This window comes from Oleiphilus sp. HI0043 (assembly GCF_001634935.1).
Genome location: NZ_LWEY01001782.1, coordinates 1 through 502, shown reverse-complemented (window position 1 = coordinate 502; position 502 = coordinate 1). Strand labels below are relative to the sequence as shown.

The following is a 502-nucleotide window of genomic DNA, read 5'->3' as shown; positions in this document are numbered from 1 at the left end:
CGGTTAGCCATGCCGAGCGACCTTCCCAGTTCCAGTTTCAGGGTGATATGGAGCAAATCCCGGAGTTCTTCCGGCATTTCTTTGGCGGCCCACCAAAATCAGGAAAGCCTAACGGCAAGAAGCGTATGCAGTCGATGGGCTCAGGCTTTATCGCAAGTGAAGATGGCATTATTCTAACTAATAACCACGTCGTCGATGGTGCTGATGAAATTTATGTTCGTTTTAGTGATCGACGTGAATTAAAAGCTGAACTCATTGGCGCTGACAAACGTTCAGACCTGGCCGTTTTGAAAGTTGAAGCAGATGATTTGCCAGCAGTTAAGTTGGGTAAGTCAAAGCCGCTTAAGGTTGGTGAGTGGGTCTTTGCTATAGGGTCTCCTTTTGGTTTTGATTACACCGTTACTGCCGGAATTGTTAGTGCCAAGGGGCGTAGCCTCCCTAACGAAAATTATGTACCTTTTATTCAGACTGACGTAGCGATTAATCCAGGTAATTCTGGCGG

Annotated in this window: 1 protein-coding gene; it reads left to right on the top strand. The window is 46.8% G+C overall.

Annotation, left to right across the window (positions count from 1 at the left end; genetic code table 11):
- A partial coding sequence (locus A3729_RS27480; RefSeq protein WP_156498178.1) for a trypsin-like peptidase domain-containing protein occupies positions 1–502 on the top strand: 502 nt, incomplete at both ends.